The sequence below is a fragment of the Cellulosimicrobium composti genome (assembly GCF_009711085.1).
In the GTDB taxonomy this organism is placed as follows: Bacteria; Actinomycetota; Actinomycetes; order Actinomycetales; family Cellulomonadaceae; genus Cellulosimicrobium; species Cellulosimicrobium composti.
In genome coordinates, this window is sequence record NZ_WMKA01000002.1 from 78,450 (window position 1) to 99,044 (window position 20,595).

The following is a 20,595-nucleotide window of genomic DNA, read 5'->3' on the forward strand; positions in this document are numbered from 1 at the left end:
GTGGACAACGCTCGGCGACGGCCCGGTGAACGCGCCGCGCCGCGGTCCGAGGACGCCGGTCAGACGGCCGGTCCGCAGCCCGCGGCGTCGGCGAGGAAGCCCGCCGCGGCGGTCGCGAAGAGGCCCTCCAGACCGGAGCCCGCGGGCACGGGACGGGGGTCGTCCGCGACGGCCCAGCAGCCGTCGACCACCTCGTACCGCGCCGCCGGGCCCTGCTCGACGTACGCGCGCACGGCCTCGACGAGGCGCACGACGTCCGCCCCGGTCGTCCCGACGCCGACCGACGCGCGGATCGCGCCGGCGTCGTAGCCGAGGCGCGCGAGCAGCGGGTGGGCGCAGAACCGGCCGTCGCGCACGCCGATGCCGTGCTCGGCCGAGAGGTAGGCGGCGACGAGGCCGGGGTCGTGGCCCTCGACGGAGAACGTCACGACGCCGACGGGGTCGACCGCGTCGTCCCACACCCGCACGACGCGCACCCCGGGCACGGCCTGCAGGCCGTCGACGAGCGCGGCGCGGAGCGTCGCCTCGTGCGCGTGCAGGTCGGCCGGGTCGAGCGCGCCGAGCGCGTCGCACGCGGCCGCGAGCGCCGCGGCGCCCACGACGTTCGGCGACCCGGCCTCGTGGCGCGCGGGCGCCGTCTGCCACTGCGTCCCGGTCACGGCGACCTGGCGCACGGCGCCGCCGCCCGCGAGGTACGGCGTGCCCCCGTCGAGCCAGTCGCGGCGCCCAACGAGCGCGCCCGCGCCGAACGGCGCGTACGTCTTGTGTCCGGAGAACGCGACGTAGTCCACGCCCGAGTCCGCGAGGGAGAACCCGCGGTGCGGCACGAGCTGGGCGCCGTCGAGCACGACGCGCGCTCCGGCGTCGTGCGCGATCCGCACGACGTCCGCGACGGGCAGCGACTCGCCCGTGACGTTCGACGCGCCCGTCACCGCGACGAGCGCGTACGGGAAGCGCGCGAGCTCCGTGCGCAGCCCCGACAGCGTCTCCGCGACGGACGCGCCGCCCGCGAGGACGGTCGCGCCACCCGTGCGCTGCCACGGCAGGAGGTTCGCGTGGTGCTCGACGTCGAGGACGAGCACGCGCCCGGGCGTGCCGTCCGCGTTCGCCGGGACGCAACCCGCGAGCAGGTTGAGCGAGTCGGTCGTGTTGCGCGTGACGACGGTGACGTCGTCCTCGCGCGCGCCGACGAACGCACCGATCGTGCGGCGCGACGCCTCGTAGAGCGCCGTCGAGACCTGGGACAGGTAGCCCGCGCCACGGTGCACGCTCGCGTAGAGCGGCAGCACCTCGGTCACGCGGTCCGCGACCGACCGCAGGGCCGGCGCCGACGCGGCGACGTCGAGGTTGGCGTACGGGACTCTGCGGCCGTCGACGAGCGGGACGAGCGTGTCCCCGCCGACGACGGGCAGGAGGGCGGGCGCGTCGGCGAGCGCCGCGAGGTCAGGGGCCGGGGCGTCCGTCGGACACGAGACGTCGGCGAGAGCAGTCATGGCACAGTCCTCCGAGGGCGGTCCGGGGACGGTGATCCCCGCGCTTGCCACGCGCCGGTCGGCGTGCGGCCTGGTCGTCACCCGGGGCACCCCGCCGCGAGAGGAGGGTTGCCGGCCAGCAAACCGGGGTTTCACGCTGGCACTCATGACCTGCGTCCCAGGATGTGCGCGCGGGACGCGGCGTGTCAACCGGTGGTCAGGGCGTCTCGGATGGCGGGACGCACTCCACGGGCGGGTCGAGGCGCCACCCGGACTCGTCGACCTCGAACGCGTCGAGCACCGCCCCGGTGCGCGCGTCGAGCACGACGACCGACTGGGGCGGCCACTCGGCCGGGTCTCCAGGTGCCGTCTGGGGAGGACGCTGCAGCCGTACGCCGTTCGTGTGGGCCTCGACGACCTCACCGGTGCGCGTGCTCACCAGCACGACCTCCGGGTGCGCGTCGGCGTACGCGTCGCAGGCCTCACCGTTGCCGTCCGAGCTCCACCAGCCCTCGTATCCTCCGACGACGAGGTCAGCGAGATCGATCGGCTCACCTGTCTCCGCGTCGAGGGCAGCGCGGGAGGGGAAGGGCGAGACGAGGTCCTCGTCGGGTTCGACCTGGACGACCCGCGGCCGCTCGGCGGGCCGCCCGGGCTCGTCCCCCACGACGCGCACGTCGGCCACCGCCCGCGGGCCCTCCTCGTCCCGGGGCGCTGTCCACAGGAGTGCGACACCCGCTGCGGCCACTCCGGCGGCCACAGCCGCACCCACCGCACGTCCTCGCGCGATCCGCATTCGACCCCCCTGCCCGCCGGGACCCCCGCCCGGCCGCGCGCGCCACGCTAGCGCCACCGTCCGGCATCGGCTTACCCCCGGCCTGCGGGACGCTCCACGAGACGGGCGTTCCGCGCGTCGGACACGTGGCGTACGATCCCGAGCAACCATCCGGAGCGGCCGAGTGACGTGGCACGTCGACGCCGCAGCAACCCCCCGGTCCGTCGCGAGGCGGCCGGGCGCAGGGTGCTACTGCCACGATCGATGGAGGAGGACTCATGAGCGACCAGTCCCAGCAGACGTCGGCACCCAGGCCGGCACCGCCCGACGCCCGACCCGCCGTCGGCTACGCCGGCGACCTCACCCCGCAGCAGGCGTGGGACCTGCTCGCGAGCGACGAGCGGGCCGTCCTCGTGGACGTCCGCACCGAGGGCGAGTGGCGCACGATCGGCGTTCCCGACGCCACCGACCTCGGCCGCGAGGTCGTGTTCGACGAGTGGGTGACCCCGGCCGGCCCCAACCCCCGGTTCGTGGACCAGCTCGTCGAGGCGGGCCTGACGCCGGGCGAGGAGCGCCCCGTCGTGTTCCTGTGCCGCTCGGGCCAGCGCTCGATCGGCGCCGCGCGTGCCGCGACCGCCGCGGGGCTCGGGCCGTCGTACAACGTGCTCGAGGGCTTCGAGGGCGCGCAGGGCTTCTCGGGCCTGCGCGACGTCGAGGGCTGGAAGGTCCGCGGCCTGCCGACGACGACGTACGACGAGGCGGCGCGGTGAGCGCGTCCCTGCCCGGGAGCGTGCCCGGCGGCTCCGGCCGCAAGCCCCTGCCCGCGACCGCCCGTCCCGCGACGCTCGCCGTGCGCGGCGGCCACGCGCGCACCGACTTCCAGGAGACGTCCGAGGCGCTGTTCCTCACGCAGGGCTACACGTACGACCGCGCGGCCGACGCCGAGGCCGCGTTCAAGGGCGAGCTCGACCGGTTCGTGTACTCGCGCTACGGCAACCCGACCGTGCACACGTTCGAGGAGCGCCTGCGCCTCCTGGAGGGCGCGGGGGCCTGCTACGCGACGGCGTCCGGCATGTCCGCGGTGTTCACGGCGCTCGCCGCGCTCGTGGGCTCCGGGTCGCGCATCGTCGCGGCGCGCGCGCTGTTCGGGTCGAGCCTCGTCATCTTCGACGAGATCTTCGCGAAGTGGGGCGTGCGCACGGACTACGTCGACGGCCACGTGCTGTCGCAGTGGGAAGAGGCGCTGTCCACGCCCGCGGACGTCGTGTTCTTCGAGACGCCGTCCAACCCCATGCAGGACATCGTCGACGCGCGGCGCGTGAGCGAGCTCGCGCACGCCGCCGGCGCAGTCGTGGTGCTCGACAACGTGTTCGCGACGCCGCTGCTGCAGAAGCCGCTGGAGCTCGGGGCGGACGTCGTCGTGTACTCGGCGACCAAGCACATCGACGGCCAGGGCCGCGTGCTCGGCGGGGCGATCCTCGGGACGGAGGAGTTCGTCCACGGGCCCGTGCAGACGTTCGTCCGCAACACCGGCCCGTCGCTCTCGGCGTTCAACGCGTGGGTGCTGCTCAAGGGACTGGAGACGATGCCCGTGCGTGTCGCGGCGCAGAACGCCGCCGCACAGCAGGTCGCGGAGGCGCTGGAGCAGCTCCCCGGAATCGGGCGCGTGCGGTACCCGTTCCTCGGGTCGCACCCGCAGCGCGAGCTCGCGCAGTCGCAGCAGAGCGGCGGCGGGACCGTCGTGACGTTCGACCTCGCCGTGCCCGAGGGCACCGACCCCGAGACGGCGAAGAAGCGCGCGTTCACGTTCCTGGACGCGCTGCAGGTCGTCGACATCTCGAACAACCTCGGCGACGCGAAGTCCCTCGTCACCCACCCGGCCACGACGACGCACCGCAAGCTCGGCCCCGAGGGTCGGGCCGCCGTCGGGATCGCGGAGACGACCGTGCGCCTGTCCGTCGGGCTGGAGGACCCGCTCGACGTCATCGAGGACGTCGAGCGGGCGCTCGACGCCTGACACCCTCCCGCCGAGCATGTGCTTGTGGCCCGTCCCGGCGTCGGGACGGGCCACAGGCGCATGGTCGGCTGTCAGAAAGCACATGCTCGACGGCGGCGGTCGCCCTAGCCTGACGACGTGACCGCCTACGTCCGCCCGCCGGTCCCCCGCCAGATGTTCCACGACGCCGACGGGGCGCCGTTCGAGTACGGCGGACGTTGGGACCACCTCGACGGCCCGCCCGAGGACACGTACTCCGTGGACTCCCACCCGGAGCGGTTCGCTCCGGTCGTCGACGTCGCCGACGCGCTCGTGCGGCACCTCGCGGCGACCTACGTCGTCACGGTCGAGGACGTCGACCTGCGCGACGCCGACCTGGCGCCGCACACCGCGGACACACCCGCGCACCCGGTGCTCGCGGGGGCGCACGACGTCGGTCCGGGCGCCGTGCGGGCAGTGCGCCTCACGCCGATGTCCGACGACGCCGCGCCGCTGACCCTCGTCGTCACCGGCTACCCGAGCGTCGTGGTGCGCGCCGGGGTGCTGCACGAGGACAGGTTCCCGTCGTGCGGCTGCGACGCGTGCGACGAGACGGCGGAGGGTGCCGCCGAAGGGCTCGAGGACCTCGTGCTGGGCGTCGCAGGGGGTCTCTTCTCCGAGGGGGTCAGCGGACCGCGGTACCTGCTCGGCGAGTCCTGGGTGCGCTACGCCCTCGAAGGACCCGACGGGCGCCGGGAGTCGGGCGAAGGGCAGCGGAGGCTCGCGCGGGTCGTCGCGGCGGCGGCGCACCGCCGGCTGGCGTCCCTCCCCGGCGGCCGCTGGCAGCCCTGGCCCGTCGCGGACTGACCCCCTCGCGCCGAGCATGCGGTTGTGGCCCGTCCGGGCGCCGGGGCGGGCCACGACCGCATGCTCGGCGGGGCGCCCGCTCGGTCGGCGGGGCGCCTGCTCGCGCGGCGGGACTGAGCACCGCTGTGGACGACGGTTCGACGCTGTGGGACGCACCTCGTAGCCTCCTCGTAGCGCCCGGCCACCGGCGGGGTGCGACGACCGGTCCACCACCACCGACAGGGGTCCTCCGTGCTGCACGTGCACCGCTCCGAGCGTGCCGAGGCCCTCGTGGCGCCGCTCGCCGCCGTGCTCGCCGAGGCCCCGGAGGACCCGTTCACCCCGGACGTGGTCGCGGTCCCGACGCGCGGGGTCGAGCGCTGGCTCGCGCAGCGGCTCTCGCACCACCTGGGCGCGGGCGAGTCGTCGGGCGTCTGCGCCAACGTGGACTTCCGCGGGCCGCGCCGGCTCGTCGAGCAGGTGGTCGCCGACCTCACCGACCTCGACCCCGACGACGACCCGTGGCGCCCGGAGCGGCTCGCCTGGTCGGTGCTCGAGGTGCTCGACGCGCACCTCGCGGAGCCGTGGGCGGCGCCGCTCGCGCGCTACGTCGGCGACCCGGGCGACGAGGTGCGCCGGGCCCGGCGCCTGACGCTCGCGCGTCGGCTCGCGGACCTCCTCGTCGACTACGCGCGGCAGCGCCCCGAGGTCGTGCTCGCGTGGTCGTCGGCGTCCCCGACCGGTCGGGCGTCGGACGCCCCGGACGACCTCGCGTGGCAGCCCGAGCTGTGGCGCCGTCTGGTGGACCGCGTGCCCGCCACCGACCCGGCGCGTCGCGTCACGGAGGCCGTCGCGGCGCTGCGCGCCGACCCGGACGCCGTCGACCTCCCGTCGCGGCTGTCCGTGTTCGGGCCCACGCGCCTGCCCGAGGACGAGCTGCGGGTCCTGCGCGCGCTCGCCGAGCACCGTGACGTCCACGTGTGGCTCGTGCACCCGTCGCCCGCGCTGTGGACGACCGTCGAGGACCACGCCGCCCGGTCCGCCGCGGACGAGGACCGGGCGCGGCGGGCCGACCTGCCGACGCTCGCGCGCCACCCGTTCCTCGCGTCCACAGGACGCGACGCGGTCGAGCTGCAGCTCCGGCTCGCGGGCAGCGGGGCGCGCGAGCACCACCACGAGGCGGCGGCCGCGCCGGCGACGCTGCTCGGCGCCCTCCAGCGCGCGCTGCGGTCCGACGACCCGGACGCCGCGCACGTGCTCGACCCGGGCGACCGGTCCGTGCAGGTTCTCGCGTGCCACGGCCGGGCGCGGCAGGTCGAGGTGCTGCGCGAGACGCTCGTCGGGCTGTTCTCCGCCGACCCGACGCTCGAGGCGCGCGACGTCATCGTGCTGTGCCCCGACGTCGAGACGTTCGCCCCGCTCGTCACCGCGACGTTCGGCGCCGTGCCCGAGCTCGGCGACGACGCCCACCCCGGCCAGCGCCTGCGCGTCAGCCTCGCCGACCGCGGCGCGGGCACGACGAACCCGGTGCTCGCGCTGCTCGCGACGCTCCTGCGTCTCGCCGACGGCCGTGTCACCGCGTCCGAGGTGCTCGACCTCGCGGCGAGCAGCCCGGTGCGGCGCCGGTTCCGCTTCTCCGACGACGACGTCGACCGCCTGCGCGGGTGGGCCGTCGAGGCGGGGGTGCACTGGGGTGAGAACGGCGAGCGCCGGACCCGCTTCGGCATCGACGGCCACGTGCGCCAGGGCACGTGGGACGCGGCGCTCGACCGCATCCTGCTCGGCGCCGCGATGGCCGACGAGGACGCGCGGTTCGTGGGCCCGGCGCTGCCGCTCGACGACGTCGGGTCGACGGACGTGGACCTCGCGGGCCGTCTCGCGGAGCTCGTCGCGCGCCTCACGGAGGTGCTGCGCGGTCTCGACGGCGTGCACCCGCTCGCGCACTGGCTCGACACGCTCGACCGCGCGGTCACGCTCCTCGCCGAGGCGCCGCCGACGGAGGCGTGGCAGATCGGCTCGGCGCGGCGCGTCCTGGGCGACGTCCGCGCGGCGGGCGCCGCGCACGGCGGGGTCGCGCTGCGGCTCGCGGACGTGCGCGCGCTCCTCGACGACCGCCTGTCCGGGCGCCCGACGCGCGCCGGGTTCCGCACGGGTGCGCTCACCGTGTGCTCGCTCGAGCCGATGCGCTCCGTGCCCCACCGGGTCGTGTGCCTCCTCGGACTGGACGACGGCGTGTTCCCCCGAACGGCGGCACCCGCGGGTGACGACCTGCTCGCCCGGCACCCCGAGATCGGCGAGCGCGACGCGCGCAGCGAGGACCGGCAGATCTTCCTCGACGCGGTCGCGGCGGCCGGCGACCACCTCGTCGTCGTGCACACGGGCGCCGACGAGCGCACCGGCGCGGCCCGCCCGCCCGCCGTGCCCGTCGCGGAGCTGCTCGACGCGCTCGACCGCCTGGCCACGACGCCCGACGGCCGTCCCGCGCGCGAGCACGTCGTCGTGCAGCACCCGCTGCAGACCGTGGACGAGCGCAACTTCACGCCGGGCGCGCTCGGGGTGCCCGGGGCGTTCAGCCACGACGACGCCGCGTACGCCGGGGCGGTCGCCGCGCGCCGTGAGCGCCGGGCCGTCGGGGCGCTGGTCGCAGCCCCGCTCGCCCTTGCCGGGGCGGTCGGCGGCGCGGGGGGTGTCGGGGCCGGGCGGGCGGGGTCCGACGTCGAGCTCGACGACCTGGTCCGCCTGCTCGAGAACGCGCCGCGGTGGTTCGCGCAGCACACGCTCGACGTGGGCCTCGTGCTCGACGAGGAGGACGTCGAGGACCGGCTGCCGCTCGCGCTCACCGGGCTCACGGGCTGGGGCGTCGGCGACCGCGTGCTGCGGGCCGCGCTCGCGGGCGTCGACCCGAACCGCGCGATGCAGGCGGAGTGGCGTCGCGGGCAGGTGCCGCCGCGCGAGCTCGGGCGGTCCGCCCTGCAGGACGTGGTCCGTTCGGTGGGCCCGCTCCGGGTCGCGGCCGTGGAGGCCGCGCGCGAGGCGGACGTCGCTGCGGGCCGCCCGGTGAGCCAGGACGTGCTGAGCTCGGCCGAGACGGTCGACGTGCGCGCGGCGCTGCCCGGCGGTTGCACGCTCGTGGGGAGCGTGCCCGGCGTGCACGGCGCGCGGGTCGTGCGCACCGAGTACTCGCGGCTCGGGCCCAAGCACCGGCTGCGCGCGTGGGTCCAGGCGCTCGCGCTCACGGCGAGCGACCCGGGCCGGCGGTGGGACGCCGTCGCGATCGGCCGGTCGCCGCGCGGGCCGGGCGTCGCGTGGTCGACGCTCACCCCGCCCGACCGCGACACCGCGGTCGCGGTCCTCGCCGACCTCGTGGCGCTGCGTGACGAGGCGGCGCGCGAGCCGCTGCCGCTGCTGCCCGAGGTGTCGCTGCGCTACACCGAGGAGCGGCGCTCGTCCGACGCGCGCGACGCCCTGATGCGGGCGGGCTGGGCGTGGAACAAGGGCTTCGAGCGCAAGGACCCGTACGTCGTGCTCGCGTGGGGGCAGAACCCGTCCCTGGAGGACGTCGCGGGCCGCGCCACGACGGCCGACCTGGGCCGCTACCCGGACGACCCGACCCGCCTCGGCGCGCTCGCGCGCCGGGTCTGGGAGCCCCTGCTGGAGAACGAGCTGCGAGGTGCCCGGTGAACGGCGCGACGTCCCGGACCACGACCGGCGGCGCCCCCGCACCGGAGCGCACTGCGGGAGGCACTGCGGGAGGCACTGCGGGGACGGGCGGCGCGCCCCGACGCTTCGACCCGTTCGGCGACCTGCCCGCCGGGACGGTCGTGCTCGAGGCGAGCGCTGGCACGGGCAAGACGCACACGATCGCGACGCTCACGACGCGCTACGTCGCCGAGGGCGTGGCCGCGCTGCCCGAGATCATGCTCGTGACGTTCGGCCGCGCCGCGACGTCGGAGCTGCGCGACCGCGTCCGCGAGCGCCTCGTCGCGACCGAGCGCGCGCTGCGCGGGCCCGACCCCGCGGACCACCCGGACGCGCTGGTCGCGTTCCTCGCGGCGGTGGACGACGCCGAGCTCGCCCGCCGGCGCGAGCGCCTGCGCGTCGCGCTGTCCCAGCTCGACGCCGCGACGATCACGACGACGCACGGGTTCTGCCAGCAGATGCTCACGGCGCTGGGGACGGCGGCGGACGTCGACCTGGCGACGAGCTTCCTGCCCGACGTCGCGGACCTCGTCGAGGAGGTCACGGACGACCTGTACGTGCGGCGGTTCGCCGACGAGCGCGAGCCGATCCTCTCGCCGCGCGACGTGCGCGACGTCGCCCGCGCGGCGGTGAGCGACCACGGGGCGGTCGTCGCGCCGTCGGACGCCGCACCGGGGTCGGTGGCCGCGGCGCGGTACGAGGTCGCGGTCGCGGCGCGGCGCGAGGTCGAGGCGCGCAAGCGTGCGATGCACCTGCTCGACTACGACGACCTGCTCGTGCTCCTGCGCCGCGCGCTCACGGACCCCGAGCACGGCGAGACGGCGGCGCAGCGCGTCCGGTCCCGGTTCCGCGTGGTCATGGTGGACGAGTTCCAGGACACCGACCCGGAGCAGTGGGAGATCCTGCGCACCGCGTTCCACGGGCACCGCACGCTCGTGCTCATCGGCGACCCGAAGCAGGCGATCTACGCGTTCCGCGGCGCCGACGTCGTGACGTACCTGCGCGCGGTCGAGGACGCGGGCGACACGGCGACGCTCAGCACGAGCTGGCGCAGCGACGGGCCGCTCCTCGCAGGCCTGCACGCGCTGCTCGGCGAGACGGCGCTCGGCGACCCGCGCATCGTCGTGCGCCCGGTCGAGGCGGCGCACCCGGAGGCGCGCTTCTCCGGCGGCGCGCCCGTGCGGCTGCGGCAGGTCACCCGGCGGGCGTACCGCCTCGGCGGCTCGTCGGCCCCGTCCGCCCCGGACGCGCGCACGCTGCTCGCGAAGGACGTGGCGGCGGACGTCGCGGGCCGGCTCGGGACGGCGGACGGCGGCGGCGACCGCGTGCGCGACGACGCGGGCGGAGGGTCGGCGCGCTGGCGGCCCCTGGAGCCGCGCGACGTCGCGGTGCTCACGCGCACGAACGCGCAGGCGGAGGCGGTGCGCACGGCGCTCGTCGCGCTCGGGGTCCCGGCGGTGGTGTCGGGGCCGTCGAGCGTGTTCGGCTCGGCCGCCGCGCAGGACTGGCTCACCCTGCTCGCGGCGCTCGAGCAGCCGGGGCTGCACCGGCGCGCGACGGCGCTCGCGCTCACGCCGTTCGTCGGGTGGGACGCGCAGCGGCTCGCGACCGCGGGCGACGCCGACCACGACGAGCTCGGCGACACGGTCCGCGCGTGGGCGCGCCTGCTCGCCGACCGGGGCGTCGCCGCGGTCGCGGAGGTCGCGGCCCGGCGCGGTGCCACGGCCCGTGTCATGGCGCGCGACGACGGCGAGCGCTACCTCACCGACCTGCGGCACGTCACGCAGGCCCTGCACGAGGCCGCGGTCACCGAGGGCCTCGGCCCGGCCGCGCTCGCGGCGTGGCTGCGCGCGCGGATCGCCGAGGTCGGCACGGTGTTCACGGACGAGCGCACCCGGCGCCTCGAGACGGACTCCGCGGCCGTGCAGGTCGTCACCGTGCACGCGGCCAAGGGGCTCGAGTTCGGGGTCGTCTACGTCCCGTTCGGCTGGGAGCGGTTCGAGTCGGACGACCAGGAGCTGTTCGCGTTCCACGACGACCACGGGCAGCGCGTGCTGCACCTCGGCGGCGTCGGGTCGCCCGGGTTCGTGGACGCCAAGGCGCGCTGGCGCGACGAGGAGCTCGGCGAGGACCTGCGGCTCCTCTACGTCGCCCTCACGCGCGCCCGGCACCAGGTGGTCGTCCACTGGACCCCGACCAAGCGCAGCACCAGCTCCGGCCCGCTCACGCGACTCCTGCTCGCCGACCGCATGCTCGGCGGCGAGCCGGGGCGGCACGCGCGGCCGGACGCGATGCGCGACGACGCCGTGCGCTCCGCGTTCGAGGCGGTCGCCGCGCGCTCGGGCGGGACGGTCGTCGTCGAGCAGGTGGACGCGCGGCCGAAGGGCGAGCGCTGGTCTCCCGGGTCGCGCGCGACCGCGAGCCTCGTGCGCGCGACGGCCGCGCACCTGCCGGACCGGGAGTGGCGGCGCGCGTCGTACTCGGCGCTCACGGCGGCGGCGCACCACGCGTCGGTCGGCGGGGTCGAGAGCGAGCCCGAGGACCCGGGCGTGCAGGACGAGCCGGAGGAGACGCCGGACGACGACGGCTCCGGCGTGGTCGCGGCGACCGCGGGCGCGCGCCCGGGGGCCGACGTCCCCTCCCCGTACGAGGGCCAGCCGGGCGGCACCGCGTTCGGCACCCTCGTGCACGAGATCCTCGAGTACGTCGACACGGCCGCGGACGACCTCGACGCCGAGGTGCGCGCCCGGTGCGCCCAGGCGGCGACGGTGCGCGTGCCGGGGGTCGAGCCCGCCTCGCTCGCGACGGCGCTCGGCCAGTCGCTGCGCACGCCGCTCGGGCCGGTCGCGGGCGGGCTCACGCTCGCCGACGTCCACCCCCGCGACCGCCTCCCCGAGCTCGAGTTCGAGCTCCCCCTCGCCGGGGGCGACGAGACGGTGGGCGTCCGGCCCTCGACGCTGCGCGACCTCGCCGAGGTGCTGCGCGCGCACCTGCCCGCCGACGACGCGTTCGCCCGCTACCCGGACCTCCTCGCGGCGCTCGCGGACGAGTCGGACGACGCCGCGGGGGCGGGCGGCGTCCCGCTGCGCGGCTACCTCACGGGGTCGATCGACGCGGTCCTGCGCGTTCCCGCGCCCGGTCCCGACGGCGGCCCCGACCCGAGCGGCCGGCGTCGCTACCTCGTCGTCGACTACAAGACGAACCGCGTGGGACCGCCCGGGGTGCCGCTCACGGTGGGCGACTACCACCCCGACGCGACGCGCGACGCGATGCTCGCGTCGCACTACCCGCTCCAGCTCGTGCTGTACCTCGTCGCGCTCCACCGCTACCTGCGGTGGCGCGTGCGCGACTACGACCCGGACCGCGACCTCGCGGGCGGCGCGTACCTGTTCGTGCGCGGCATGGCGGGACCCGACACCCCGCGCGGCCCCGACTGCGCCCCGTACGGCGTCGTGGCCTGGACGCCGCCGCCCGGCCTCGTCGTCGCCCTGTCCACGCTGCTCGACGGAGGTCGCGCATGACCACCACAGCCCCCGGCGCGACCGCTCCCGTCCCGCCCTCCGCCGCCCCCGCCGTCGTGGACCAGGGCGACCCGCGCCTCGCCGTGGGGATCCCCGCGAGGCTCGTGCCGTTCAACGCCGCGCGCGTCGTCTCGGCCGCGGACCTGCGCGTCGCGCTGCGCCTCGGCCGGCTCACGGGCGAGCACGACGACAGGGTGCTCCTCGCCGTCGCGCTCGCGGTGCGCGCGGTGCGCAGCGGGTCGGTGTGCGTGCGTCTCGACGACCTCGGGTCGCTCGAGCTGCCCGAGGACGAGGAGGCGGCGCGCGCCGACGCCGCGGACCTGCCGTGGCCGGACCTCGCCCCGTGGACGGACGCGGTCGCACGCAGCCCCCTCGTCGCGGTCGGGGTCGACGGGCCTGCGGACCGTCCCGCCCGCTGGGTGGGCGGCGCGCTGTACCTCGACCGGTACTGGCGCGACGAGCTCGCGGTGCGCCACGACGTCGACGGCCGCCTCGCCGCAGCCGACCTGCCCGTGGACGCGGACCGTCTCGACGCCGCCCTCGCGCGTCTCTTCCCCGCGGCGGACGACACCCGCCAGCGCCTCGCCGCCGCGCACGCCGCGACGCGACGGCTCACCGTCCTGACGGGCGGCCCCGGCACCGGCAAGACGACGACCGTCGCGCGGCTCCTCGCCGTGCTGCACGACGCCGCCCCTGCTCCCCGGACCGCCGGGGACGGCGCGACCGGCAGCCCTGGCGCGTCGGGCGGCCCCGGAGGGACCGGCGCGGCAGACGGGACCGGCGCGGGAGCGGGCCCCGCCGTCGTAGGCGGCCCCGGTGCCACGGGGCTGCGCGTCGCGCTCGCCGCCCCGACGGGCAAGGCCGCCGCGCGCCTGCAGGAGGCGGTGCGCGAGGTCGTCGCCGGCTTCGCGGACCCGGCCGACCGCGAGCGCGTCGGCACACCGGTCGCGACGACGCTGCACCGGCTGCTCGGCTACCGGCCGGGCAGCACCACGCGGTTCCGCCACGACGCGCAGCACCACCTGCCGCACGACGTCGTCGTGGTGGACGAGACGTCGATGGTCGCGCTGCCGCTCATGGCGCGCCTGCTGGAGGCGCTGCGGCCGGACGCGCGGCTCGTGCTCGTGGGCGACCCGGACCAGCTCGCGTCGGTCGAGGCGGGCGCGGTCCTCGGGGACCTCGTGCACCGCGTGCCCGTCGTCCCGCCCGCGGCCGCACCCGCGGTCGTGGCGGCGGCCGACGTCGCGCTCGCGGACTCGCCGCCGCCGGGCGACGGGGAGATCGACGACCGCGCGGTGCTCGGCAACGGCGTCGTGCGGCTGCGCACGGTCCACCGCCAGGACCGCGACTCGGAGATCCTCCCGCTCGCCGCCGCGATCCGCTCCGGCGAGGCGGACGCGTCGCTCGCGCTCCTGCGCGCCGGTCACGGGTCCGTCGAGTTCCTCGAGACGCCGGACGACGAGCCGGGCGACGCCGTGCTCGCCGCGGTACGCGCGGACGCCGTCGCGGCGGGGACGCTGCTCGTCGAGGCGGCACGCGCCGGGGACGCGTCCGCCGCGCTCGCCGCGCTGGCTCGGCACCGTGTCATGGTCGCGCACCGGCGCGGTCCCGCGGGCCGGGGTCGTTGGGCCGCGCAGGTCGAGGCGTGGGTCGAGGAGGCGACGGGGCACCACGCGACCGAGTCCCCGTGGGTCGCGGGCCGTCCGCTGCTCGTCACGACGAACGACGCCGAGGTGGGCCTCTACAACGGCGACACGGGCGTGCTCGTCGCGGACGCGGACGGCACCGGCGTCGTCGCCGTGTTCGGCGACCCGCGCGCGCCGCTGCGCGTGCGCACCCACCGGCTGCCGCCCGTGGAGACCGTGCACGCGATGACCGTCCACCGTGCGCAGGGCAGCCAGTTCGACCGGGTGACGCTCGTCCTGCCGCCCGCGACGTCGCCGCTGCTCACGCGCGAGCTGCTCTACACCGCGGTGACGCGCGCGCAGTCGTTCGTGCGGGTCGTCGGCTCGGAGGAGGCCGTGCGCACCGCGGTCACGAGCCCGGTCCACCGCGCGAGCGGGCTGCGGACGCCGCTGCTCGGCGGTCCGTCGTCCGCACGCTCCGCCTGATCGCGTCGGCGCACCCCTTCACCCGCGTCCACGGCACGCGCGCGACCCGGGCGACGGACGCGATCACGACGCCCGTGGTCTGGTGGGGCACGCGTGCACTCCTGTCGGGAGCGATCCCGGACGCCGCGTGCGTCGTCGTCCACCGTGGACCCCCGGGGGGATCCGTCGGTCCGCGCCGTCCACGCCGCCCCGGGGGAATGAGGCGTGCCCGTCGCCGGTTGGCACCAGGGTGAGCACCCACACCCCTCGCCTGTCCGTCCTCGACCTCGTGCCCGTCCGCTCCGGCCAGACCAGCACCCAGGCGGTGCGGGCGTCGCTCGACCTCGTCCGCCTCGCCGACCGCCTCGGGTTCGAGCGCTACTGGTTCGCGGAGCACCACAACATGCCCGCGGTCGCGGCCTCGACGCCGCCCGTGATGATCGCCGCGGCGGCGTCCATGACGGACCGGATCCGCGTCGGCTCGGGCGGCGTGATGCTGCCCAACCACGCACCGCTCGTCGTGGCGGAGCAGTTCGCGGCGCTCGAGGCGATCGCGCCCGGGCGCATCGACCTCGGCATCGGCCGCGCCCCCGGCTCCGACCCCGTGGTCACCCAGCTCCTGCGGGTCACCGGCCCGACGGCCGACGTGGACCGCTTCCCGCAGCACGTGACGGACATCCTCGCGCTCATGAGCCCGCAGGGCGCCACCCTGCGGCTCACGAGCGGCCAGGTCTACGACGTGCACGCGACGCCCGCGGCCGAGGGCGCCCCGACGGTGTGGCTCCTCGGGTCGAGCGACTACTCGGCGCGCCTCGCGGCCGAGCTCGGGCTCCCCTACGTGTTCGCGAACCACTTCTCGGGCCAGGGCGTCGACGAGATCCTCGCCCTCTACCGCGAGGGGTACCGCCCGAGCGAGGCGTTCCCCGAGCCGCGCACGTTCCTCACGCTCAACGCGGTCGTCGCCGAGACGGAGGACGAGGCGCGCGCCCGCGCGCTCCCGCAGGCCCGCATGATGGCGCGCCTGCGCACGGGCCAGCCCCTCACCGCGCTCGAGACCGTGGAGGAGGCGCAGGCCGCACCGCTCGACGGCATGGCCGCGCAGATGGTCGAGGACGGCCTGCGCCGCTGGGCCGTCGGGACGCCCGACGCCGCGGCCGCGGAGGTCCGCCGGCTCGCCGAGCGGCACGGGGTCGACGAGGTCATGCTCGTGCCCGTCGCGGCGTCGCGCGCGGACGAGGCGCTCGACTCGACGCCGGGACGGGCTCGGACGCTCGAGCTCCTGGCCGAGGAGCTCGCGGGCGACCTCGCCGCCTGACGCGAGGCCGCCGTCGGGCAGGGCGGTCCGACCGGCCGGACCTGGCCCCGGCCGCCCACCCCCGGTCGGCAGGACCCACTCTCGGTCGGCAGGACCCACCCGTGGTGGGCAGGGCCCCCGTGGTCGGTGCGACGGGGTAGCGTCGCGCGCATGACGACGAAGTTCGACGACGCGTCCTGGCACTCCGAGGGCGAGGGCTACCCGCCCGAGGCCGGCCCGGAGGCGGGCGCGACGCACATCGGCATGTTCCTCGCGTGGGCGGTGCTCGCCGGGCACGTCTCCGACGGGCTCGCCGAGGACGCGGCCGACGACGTCGCGGCGCTGCGCGAGCGCACGACGACGCCGGGCGCGTTCGTGCTCGACCTGTGCGACGGCAAGCTCCTCGCCGAGGACCTCGACGAGGCGGGCGCGGCGTTCGCGAGCGCGTACTACGCGGGGGACGTGGACGAGGGCGGCCTGTACCTCGAGGACTACGTCGACGCGGTGAGCCCGGGCGACGGCGAGCCCGAGGACGTGTACCGCGTCCCCGACACGTGGGAGACGTACGACCTCGTGGGGCCGCTCGTCGACGCGCGCTTCTCCCAGTGGGACGACGAGGGCCGCCCGTCCGTGCTGCGGCACCGCGCCGGATGACGACGGTCCCGGAGCCCGTCACGCGCCTGGCCGCGGTCCTGCGCGCGGACAACCCCGGGCCCATGACGCTCGACGGCACGCGGTCGTACGTGCTGCGCGCGCCCGGTTCGGCGTCGTGCGTCGTGGTGGACCCGGGCCCGGACGACGCCGCGCACCTGGACGCGCTGGCCGCGGCGGGGCCGGTGGAGCTCGTGCTCGTCACGCACCGTCACGCCGACCACACGGCGGGCTCGCCCGGGCTGCGGGCGCGCACGGGCGCGCCGGTGCGCGCCGCCGACCCCGACCACTGCCACGGTGGTGCCCCGCTGCGCGGCGGTGAGACGATCCGCGCCGCGGGCCTGCGGATCGAGGTGCTCGCCACGCCGGGCCACACCGCCGACTCGGTCTGCCTGGTCCTGCCCGACGACGACCCGGGCGGCACGGTGCTCACCGGCGACACCGTGCTCGGCACGGGCACGACGGTCATCGCCGAGCCCGACGGGTCGCTCGGGGACTACCTCGCGAGCCTCGACGCGCTGGAGGCCGTCGCGACCCGGGCGGTGCCCGGGCCGGCGACCGGTCTGCCCGGGCACGGACCGGTGGTCGACGACCTCGGGCAGCGCGTGCGCGCCTACCGCGCGCACCGGCACGAGCGCCTCGCCCAGGTCCGGGCGGCGCTCGCCGGCCTCGGGCTCGACCCGGCCGCGCCCGACGCGGTGGACCGGGTCGTCGCGCACGTCTACGCCGACGTCGACCCGTCGGTCCGCGGCGCGGCCCGGCAGTCCGTCACGGCCCAGCTCGCCCACCTCGCGGCCACCGACGGTCGCCCGGGCACGGGCCCCGCGGACGACCGCTGAGTGTCGGTGGCCGCGGGCAGCATGGCGGGATGACCACTCCACGACTCGGCATCGCGTACGTCCCGACCCACGCCCCCGAGACCCTGCGGCGGCTCGCCACGACCGCCGAGGAGGCGGGGCTCGACGACCTGTGGGTGTGGGAGGACTGCTTCAAGCAGTCGGGCCTCGCCTCCGCGGCCGCGGCGCTCGCGTGGACCGACCGCCTGCGGGTCGGCATCGGGCTCATGCCCGCCCCGCTGCGCAGCACGGCCGTCACGGCGATGGAGGTCGCGACGCTCGCCCGCACGTTCCCCGGGCGGCTCGTCCCGGGCGTCGGGCACGGCGTCCAGGACTGGATGGGTCAGGCCGGGGTGCGCGTCGCGTCGCCGCTGACGCTCCTCCGCGAGCACACCACCGCGCTGCGCCGCCTTCTCGCGGGCGAGGAGGTCACGACGTCGGGCCGGTACGTGACGCTCGACCGCGTGCGTCTCGACTGGCCGCCCACCGAGCCGGTGCCGCTGTGGCTCGGCGGCGTCGGCCCGCGGTCGCTCGCGCTCGCGGGCGAGCTGGGCGACGGCCTCATCCTCGCGAACGCGCTCACCCCGGACGACGTGCGCGGCGCGGTCGAGGCGGCCCGCGACGGCGGCGCCGGGGAGGGCTTCGACGTGCACGCGACGCTCATCGCCGCGACGGGCCCCCACGCGCAGGACCGCGTGGACCGCGAGGTCCCGCTGTGGGGGCGTGAGCCGGGTCAGGGCGTCGGCGCCGCGGGAGACGCGCAGGCGCTCGCGACGGCGGTCGGGGCGCTCGCCGACGCCGGGGCGACGGCCGTGGCGATCCAGCCGACAGCGGACGAGCCCGACGTCGAGGGCTTCGTGCGGTTCCTCGGGCGGGAGGTCGCGCCGCTGCTCAGCGCCCGCTGACGTGCGACGCGCGGGCGTCGGGCGAGGCGTCGTCGCGACGCTCGCGCAGCGCGTGGACCAGGGCGACGACCGCGCACACGAGCGCGACCGCGCCGACCGCGAGCGCGAGGCGACCCGGGAACGCGGCGTAGAGGTCGGACACCTCGCGCACGGGCAGACCCCACTCGACCGCGGTCTGGCGCACCTCGCCGGCGATCACGCCGAGGCGGCCCGGCACGCGGGCGGCGACGGCGGAGACCCAGGCGAGGAGCTCCAGGACGGCCGAGGCAGCGGAGTGGGCACCGTTCGCGAGGGGGAACACGCGCCCACCCTACCGGGACGGGACAGCGCGGGCATATCCGACAGCCCGGTCACATGGCCTCAGGTCAAGGGCTTGGCGAAGCACAGGGCGACGGGGTTGTCCTCGTCGTACGGTGGGAAGGCCCGCACCGCCCGGAAGCCGAGCGAGCGGTACAACGCGATCGCGCCGGGCTGGCGGATGCCGGTCTCCAGCAAGAGCGTCGCTGCCCCGCGCTCGCGCGCGACCCCCTCGAGCCCGACGACGAGCGCTCGCCCCGTGCCCGTGCGGCGGGCCCGCTCCCGCACGAAGACCTTCTTCACCTCGAGCGCGTCCGCAGGCGCCCCCGGTGCGGGGACGCGCAGCGACGCGCACCCGAGCGGGTCGCCCTCCCGGTACGCGACGAGGGTCGCGACGACGTGCTCGCCCGTGCGGGCGTCGAGCGCGTCGAACCCGCCCGCGCTCTCGAGGCCGGCGAACAGCTCGGGGTAGAGCACGGCCGACGACGTCTCGTGCATCTCACGGCGCAGCGCGGCCGCGTCGGGGTCGTCCCACGCGACGGCGCGCAGCTCGACGTCCGTGCGCGGGAGGTCCGGGGCCGCCGCGGGCGCGAGGTCCGGTGCCGGCGCCGCGGGCGCGTCGGTGGGCAGGTCGAGCACGAAGCAGCGCGAGAGCGGGTCGCCCGCGTAGTGTCCGTACGACTCGGTGGGCGCGTAGCCGAGCGAGAGGTACAGGTCGATCGACTCGGGCTGGAGCGTCCCCGTCTCGAGGACGACGCGCTCCAGGCCTGCCGCCATCGCGCGCCGGTGCGCGGCCCGCATCGCGGTGCGCGCGTGCCCGCGCCCGCGGTGCTCCGGCTCGACCCACAGCCGCTTGACCTCACCGGTCCGCGGCGGGTGGACGCCGCCGCGCCCGTCGGGCTCCCCCGAGACGTCGCGCAGCGCGACGAAGGCGACCGGATCGCCCGCGTCGCGAACCACGAGGTTCGCGACGGCCGTCTCCGCCACGAACTCGCCCGCGTCCGGCGAGCCGTAGCGCGCGGCGATCTCGGCCTGCTGCCGCGCGCGCATCCGCTCGGCCGCCGGGTCGTCCCCGGCGACCGCGGTCACGGTGACGCCCGGCGCCGGCCGCGCGACGTCGTCGGGCAGGACGTGCGCCGAGGTCACGCCCGGACGAGCGAGCCCAGGACGGACGTGAAGAAGCCGAGACCGTCGGTCCCGGCGCGGGGCCCGGCCTCGCTCGCGGGGCCGAAGCCCGCCTCGACGGCGTGCTCGGGGTGCGGCATGAGGCCCACGACGTTGCCCGCGGCGTTGGTGATGCCCGCGATGCCGCGGCGCGACCCGTTCGGGTTCCAGCCCTCGTAGCGGAAGACGACCCGGCCCTCGGCCTCGAGCTCGTCGAGAGTCCGGTCGTCCGCGACGAACTGGCCGTCCTGGTTCTTCAACGGGACCGTGATGCGCTGGCCGGCCGCGTAGTCGCGCGTCCACGCCGTGTCCGCGTTCTCGACCACGAGGACCTGCTCGCGGCACACGAAGTGCAGGTGGTCGTTCTTGACCATCGACCCCGGGAGCAGGTGCGCCTCGGTGAGGATCTGGAAGCCGTTGCAGATGCCGAGGACGGGCATACCGCCCTTCGCCGCGTCGACGACCGACTCCATGACCGGCGCGAAGCGGCTGATCGCGCCCGCGCGCAGGTAGTCGCCGTACGAGAAGCCGCCGGGCAGGACGACGGCGTCCACGCCGTGCAGGTCCGCGTCCGCGTGCCACAGCGACACGGCCTCGCCGCCCGCGAGGCGCACCGCGCGCGCCGCGTCGCGGTCGTCGAGGGTGCCGGGGAACGTGACGACACCGACCTTGGCCGTCGCGAGAGCCGAGGCGGTCATCAGGCGAGGCCCTGGGACGTGACGGTCGCGGCGGCGTCGGCCTCGATGTCGGCGACGCGCACGACGTCCTCGATCACCGGGTTCGACAGGAGCGTGACCGCGGCCTGCTCGGCGGCGGCGAGGACCTCCGGCGTGACCTCGCCGTCGACCTCGAGCTCGAACCGCTTGCCCTGGCGGACCGACGTGAACTGGGTGAACCCGAGGCGCGGCAGCGCCCCGACGACGGCCTTGCCCTGCGGGTCCAGGATCTCGGGCTTGGGCATGACCTCGACGACGACGCGTCCCACGGGGGCTCCTTGGCGAGAGTGTTCGGGAGGGCCGGGGCTCCGGGATCCCGGCCCACGTCACGGGCGTCGAGGACGCCCGGTGCGA

At 77.0% G+C, this 20,595-nt stretch carries 16 protein-coding genes and 1 riboswitch; of the genes, 10 read left to right on the forward strand and 6 right to left on the reverse strand.

Annotation, left to right across the window (positions count from 1 at the left end):
* Nucleotides 1–59: 59 nt before the first annotated feature.
* Nucleotides 60–1,493, reverse strand: a complete 1,434-nt coding sequence (locus GJV82_RS01320) for an aminotransferase class V-fold PLP-dependent enzyme (protein WP_155097961.1) — start codon at nucleotides 1,491–1,493, stop codon at nucleotides 60–62.
* Between the two features lie 35 nt (nucleotides 1,494–1,528).
* A riboswitch (SAM riboswitch) is annotated at nucleotides 1,529–1,644 on the reverse strand.
* A 45-nt stretch (nucleotides 1,645–1,689) separates the two neighbouring features.
* On the reverse strand, nucleotides 1,690–2,157 hold the full coding sequence (locus GJV82_RS01325; protein WP_155097962.1) for a hypothetical protein: 468 nt from the start codon (nucleotides 2,155–2,157) through the stop codon (nucleotides 1,690–1,692).
* Between the two features lie 368 nt (nucleotides 2,158–2,525).
* Between GJV82_RS01325 and GJV82_RS01330 the strand changes: the two genes are divergently transcribed.
* The 10 genes from GJV82_RS01330 (at nucleotide 2,526) to GJV82_RS01375 (ending at nucleotide 18,064) form a co-directional block, all read left to right on the forward strand.
* Nucleotides 2,526–3,017: a rhodanese-like domain-containing protein gene (locus tag GJV82_RS01330; protein ID WP_115941860.1), complete on the forward strand. Its 492-nt coding sequence runs from the start codon at nucleotides 2,526–2,528 to the stop codon at nucleotides 3,015–3,017.
* A complete protein-coding gene (locus GJV82_RS01335; RefSeq protein WP_162289624.1) occupies nucleotides 3,014–4,264 on the forward strand; it encodes an O-succinylhomoserine sulfhydrylase in 1,251 nt (416 codons plus the stop codon). Before GJV82_RS01330 ends, GJV82_RS01335 begins: the two co-directional genes overlap by 4 nt.
* A 117-nt stretch (nucleotides 4,265–4,381) precedes the next feature.
* Nucleotides 4,382–5,089, forward strand: coding sequence for a DUF6226 family protein (locus tag GJV82_RS01340; protein WP_155097963.1), 708 nt, complete (start codon nucleotides 4,382–4,384; stop codon nucleotides 5,087–5,089).
* A gap of 231 nt (nucleotides 5,090–5,320) precedes the next feature.
* Nucleotides 5,321–8,749, forward strand: a complete 3,429-nt coding sequence (recC, locus tag GJV82_RS01345; RefSeq protein WP_318657150.1) for an exodeoxyribonuclease V subunit gamma — start codon at nucleotides 5,321–5,323, stop codon at nucleotides 8,747–8,749.
* A complete protein-coding gene (locus GJV82_RS01350) occupies nucleotides 8,746–12,288 on the forward strand; it encodes a UvrD-helicase domain-containing protein (protein WP_318657151.1) in 3,543 nt (1,180 codons plus the stop codon). Before recC ends, GJV82_RS01350 begins: the two co-directional genes overlap by 4 nt.
* Nucleotides 12,285–14,399 carry an exodeoxyribonuclease V subunit alpha gene (gene recD / locus GJV82_RS01355; RefSeq protein ID WP_155097964.1) on the forward strand — a complete coding sequence of 705 codons (2,115 nt, stop codon included), beginning with the start codon at nucleotides 12,285–12,287 and terminating at the stop codon, nucleotides 14,397–14,399. Before GJV82_RS01350 ends, recD begins: the two co-directional genes overlap by 4 nt.
* 229 nt (nucleotides 14,400–14,628) lie before the next feature.
* Nucleotides 14,629–15,693, forward strand: coding sequence for an LLM class flavin-dependent oxidoreductase (locus GJV82_RS01360; protein ID WP_115941856.1), 1,065 nt, complete (start codon nucleotides 14,629–14,631; stop codon nucleotides 15,691–15,693).
* A gap of 150 nt (nucleotides 15,694–15,843) precedes the next feature.
* Nucleotides 15,844–16,326 (forward strand): DUF7832 domain-containing protein, encoded by a 483-nt coding sequence (locus GJV82_RS01365; protein WP_024839080.1) that lies wholly within the window; start codon nucleotides 15,844–15,846, stop codon nucleotides 16,324–16,326.
* Nucleotides 16,323–17,162, forward strand: coding sequence for an MBL fold metallo-hydrolase (locus tag GJV82_RS01370; RefSeq protein WP_155097965.1), 840 nt, complete (start codon nucleotides 16,323–16,325; stop codon nucleotides 17,160–17,162). Before GJV82_RS01365 ends, GJV82_RS01370 begins: the two co-directional genes overlap by 4 nt.
* 29 nt (nucleotides 17,163–17,191) lie before the next feature.
* Nucleotides 17,192–18,064 carry an LLM class flavin-dependent oxidoreductase gene (locus tag GJV82_RS01375; RefSeq protein WP_024839082.1) on the forward strand — a complete coding sequence of 291 codons (873 nt, stop codon included), beginning with the start codon at nucleotides 17,192–17,194 and terminating at the stop codon, nucleotides 18,062–18,064.
* Here the strand turns inward: GJV82_RS01375 and GJV82_RS01380 are convergent.
* From GJV82_RS01380 to purS, 4 genes are read right to left on the reverse strand one after another with little or no spacing between them, the layout of a single operon-like run.
* Complete coding sequence (locus GJV82_RS01380; RefSeq protein ID WP_155097966.1) at nucleotides 18,051–18,365, reverse strand: hypothetical protein; 315 nt, start codon at nucleotides 18,363–18,365, stop codon at nucleotides 18,051–18,053. The genes GJV82_RS01375 and GJV82_RS01380 overlap by 14 nt on opposite strands.
* A gap of 59 nt (nucleotides 18,366–18,424) precedes the next feature.
* Nucleotides 18,425–19,507, reverse strand: coding sequence for a GNAT family N-acetyltransferase (locus tag GJV82_RS01385; protein ID WP_155097967.1), 1,083 nt, complete (start codon nucleotides 19,505–19,507; stop codon nucleotides 18,425–18,427).
* Entirely contained in the window at nucleotides 19,504–20,223 is a 720-nt protein-coding gene (purQ, locus tag GJV82_RS01390) for a phosphoribosylformylglycinamidine synthase subunit PurQ (RefSeq protein ID WP_155097968.1), read from the reverse strand. The genes GJV82_RS01385 and purQ overlap by 4 nt, the downstream gene beginning before the upstream one ends.
* Complete coding sequence (purS, locus tag GJV82_RS01395; protein WP_024839086.1) at nucleotides 20,223–20,510, reverse strand: phosphoribosylformylglycinamidine synthase subunit PurS; 288 nt, start codon at nucleotides 20,508–20,510, stop codon at nucleotides 20,223–20,225. The genes purQ and purS overlap by 1 nt, the downstream gene beginning before the upstream one ends.
* Nucleotides 20,511–20,595 lie beyond the last annotated feature (85 nt).

Bases quoted from the DNA above. Each gene is read 5' to 3' on its own strand.
- GJV82_RS01320 (WP_155097961.1), bottom strand. From the start codon at position 1,493: ATGACTGCTCTCGCCGACGTCTCGTGTCCGACGGACGCCCCGGCCCCT.
- GJV82_RS01370 (WP_155097965.1), top strand. From the start codon at position 16,323: ATGACGACGGTCCCGGAGCCCGTCACGCGCCTGGCCGCGGTCCTGCGC.
- purQ (WP_155097968.1), bottom strand. From the start codon at position 20,223: ATGACCGCCTCGGCTCTCGCGACGGCCAAGGTCGGTGTCGTCACGTTC.
- recD (WP_155097964.1), top strand. From the start codon at position 12,285: ATGACCACCACAGCCCCCGGCGCGACCGCTCCCGTCCCGCCCTCCGCC.
- GJV82_RS01375 (WP_024839082.1), top strand. From the start codon at position 17,192: ATGACCACTCCACGACTCGGCATCGCGTACGTCCCGACCCACGCCCCC.
- GJV82_RS01330 (WP_115941860.1), top strand. From the start codon at position 2,526: ATGAGCGACCAGTCCCAGCAGACGTCGGCACCCAGGCCGGCACCGCCC.
- GJV82_RS01365 (WP_024839080.1), top strand. From the start codon at position 15,844: ATGACGACGAAGTTCGACGACGCGTCCTGGCACTCCGAGGGCGAGGGC.